The following is a 2,857-nucleotide window of genomic DNA, read 5'->3' on the forward strand; positions in this document are numbered from 1 at the left end:
CGCGTCGGCCGCCTCCAGTCGCGCGAGGTTGTCCCGGCCGGACAGGTACGGGTGGAACGCGGGCCCCTCGACGAGCGCGCCCACGCGCGGGAGCACGGACGCGGACGCCTCGGGGACGGGCGCGTCGAGCAGCCAGGCGGTACCGGCCGTCGGGCGCACCAGCCCGAGCAGCATGCGGATCGTCGTCGTCTTGCCCGACCCGTTGGGCCCGAGGAAGCCGTACACCGCGCCGCGCGGGACGCGCAGCGCGAGGTCGTCGACCGCGACCTGGCCGCCGCGGAACCGCTTCGTCAGCCCCTCCGTGCGCACGGCCAGGGGCCCGGTGTCGTCACCGGACCCCTGACCGACCCGCGCGGGGTCGAGCACGCTCGTGCTCACGCCAGCCCTTGCAGCGTCTCGGGCGACACCGCGCCGACCAGCACCCGGCCGTCGTCGGTGAGCAGGACGCTGAACAGGTCCGAGGTGACCACGCGACCGCCCGGGACGGGCTTCGCGATCGAGTCGAGCAGGGCCGACGGGTCGATCTCGCCCATGTCGGCCTTGTCCGACGGGTCGCCGCCGAAGTCCTCGAGCAGCGCCTGCGCGCTGTCGGACCCGATCGTCGGCTCGTGCTCCTCGAGCTCGGCCAGCGCCTCCGGGTCGCCCGCGAGCGCCCCGGCCACGTCGACGCCGCTCACCTCGACGACCGTGTCCCAGCCCTCGCCGTGCACCGTGACGCCCTGCGGCAGCGCGCCGTCGGTGTGCTCCTGCTCCGCAGCCGCGATCTCGGCCTCGGTCGGCAGCGGCACGACGACCTCGCGGACCTGCGCGCCCGCGGGCGGCGAGAACGTGAGGACGGAGTCGGACGGCGTCGCGAAGGAGACGTCGGTGAAGCCGACCTCGAGCGCGGGCTCGGCGTCGTCCGACGCGCTCCACACCTGCACGCGCAGCGGCGTCCACTCGGTCGCGTCGACCGCGACCACGACGCGCCCGACGAGCGTCGTCGTGCTCTTCGGCGTGACGACGAGCTGGTAGGCGTCGCGCCCGGCGACCGTCGTCTGGCCGTCGACGGACACCGTCGAGAGCTCCTGCGCGTGCGCGAGGGCCTGCTCGGCCGCGTCCTGCGGCGTCGGCAGGTCGCCCTGCACGGCGGGCCCCTCGGTCGCGAGCTTCTCGAGCGTCGCGGCGTCGGCCGGGTCGACCGTGTAGTGCACGACCTCGTCGTCGTCGCTCGAGTACGTCCAGGCCTGCGTGCCGTCGTGCACGACCGAGTACTCGGACGCGGCGCCGAGCAGCGCGACGCGCGACCGCTGCTCGCCGTCGGACCACAGGCGCAGCGTCGACGAGCCCGACATCAGGTTGACGGGGTCGGCGCTCGCGCCGCCCGGGCCGAACGGGAGCGAGGGCAGGCCGAGGCGCGCGGTGTAGACGACCGTGCCGGACAGGGCCGGCGCGTCCTTCTCGACGACGTTCGCGACGAGCTGCTCGGGCGTGACGGGCGGCAGGCCGTCGTCGCCCGCGCTCGCGAACAGCGGCGGGCCCATGACGGCGGCGCCGACGGCGACGGCGGCCACGGCGGGCACCGCCCACCGGGCTCGGGGGGACAGGGACCGGCGTGCCGGGGCCGCCGGTTGCGGGGTGGGCTGTGTCTCGGTCATGAGACCACTGTGCGGCACGCCCCCTGTGGGCATCCTGAGACGCACTCCGCCTGCCGGGTGGCCCCCCCGCGTGCGGCGGGTGGCATGCTGCCGACGTGCGGGTACTCGTGGTGGACGACGAGCGCGGCTTGACGAGCGCGCTGCACCGCGGGCTGTCCGCCGAGGGCTTCGCGGTGGACGTCGCGCACGACGGCGACACCGGTCTGCGCATGGCGCTCGACCACGAGTACGACGCGATCGTCCTCGACATCATGCTGCCGCGGCGCAACGGGTACGACGTCGTGACGGCCCTGCGTGCGCAGGACGTCTTCACGCCCGTGCTGCTGCTGTCCGCGAAGGACGGGGAGTACGACGTGGCCGACGGGCTCGACGTCGGCGCCGACGACTACCTGACGAAGCCGTTCGCGTTCGTGGTGCTCGTCGCCCGGCTCCGCGCGCTCCTGCGCCGCCCGCCGCAGGTGCGGCCCGCGGTGCTGACCGTCGGGGACCTGGTCCTGGACCCGTCGGCCCGGACCGTGACGCGCGGCGGCGAGGAGGTCGTGCTGACCGTGCGCGAGCTCGCGCTGCTCGAGTACCTCATGCGGCACGCCGACCGTGTCGTCGGCAAGGTCGAGCTGCGCGACCACGTGTGGGAGGGCACCGGCGAGGACGTCAACGTCGTCGAGGTCTACGTCGGCTACCTGCGGCGCAAGCTCGGGCGCGACACGGTCGCGACGGTCCGCGGTGCCGGGTACCGCGTGGCCGGCTGACGCCGTGGCGCGCCGACGGGTCTGGCGCGGGTCGCTGCGGCTGCGGCTGACCGCGCTCACCGCGGGGCTGCTCATGGTGACGCTCGCGGTCGGGGCGGTCGTGCTCACGTCGGTGCTGTCCGCCGGGCGGGTCTCCGCGCTCGACGAGACCGTGCGCGACCGCGTCGACACCGTCGCCGACCTCGCCGACGCCGACCGCGTGCCCGACCCGCTGCCCGTCGCCGAGCGCGGCGAGATCGCGCAGCTCCTCGACGCCGACGGCCGCGTGCTCGCGACGTCGGCCAACGCGTCCCGCACCCTGCCGCTGCTGCCCGCCGACACGCTCGCGGCGCTGCGCCCGCACGGCGACGAGGTGATCGTCTCGACCACGACCGACAGCGGCTACGACCCCGACGCGCGCGTCGCGCTGCGCAACGCGACCTACCGCGGTGAGCCGGTCGTGGCGGTCGCGACCGTGCCGCTCGACGAGGT

At 75.5% G+C, this 2,857-nt stretch carries 3 protein-coding genes and 1 pseudogene; 2 read left to right on the top strand and 2 right to left on the bottom strand.

The window, feature by feature from the left end; all coding sequences use genetic code 11:
- On the bottom strand, positions 1 to 378 hold a 378-nt coding region (locus tag HGA02_RS15145; protein WP_425483070.1), incomplete at its 3' end, for an ATP-binding cassette domain-containing protein.
- Positions 375 to 1,553, bottom strand: a complete 1,179-nt coding sequence (locus HGA02_RS15150; protein ID WP_343035508.1) for a LolA family protein — start codon at positions 1,551 to 1,553, stop codon at positions 375 to 377. The genes HGA02_RS15150 and HGA02_RS15145, both read right to left, overlap by 4 nt.
- A gap of 179 nt (positions 1,554 to 1,732) precedes the next feature.
- Between HGA02_RS15150 and HGA02_RS15155 the strand changes: the two genes are divergently transcribed.
- Positions 1,733 to 2,386: a response regulator gene (locus tag HGA02_RS15155; RefSeq protein WP_168679851.1), complete on the top strand. Its 654-nt coding sequence runs from the start codon at positions 1,733 to 1,735 to the stop codon at positions 2,384 to 2,386.
- 4 nt (positions 2,387 to 2,390) lie between these two features.
- Positions 2,391 to 2,857, top strand: a pseudogene (locus tag HGA02_RS15160) (two-component sensor histidine kinase); the annotation flags it as partial.

Origin of the sequence: Cellulomonas septica (genome assembly GCF_012396155.1) — a bacterium.
In the GTDB taxonomy this organism is placed as follows: Bacteria; Actinomycetota; Actinomycetes; order Actinomycetales; family Cellulomonadaceae; genus Cellulomonas; species Cellulomonas septica.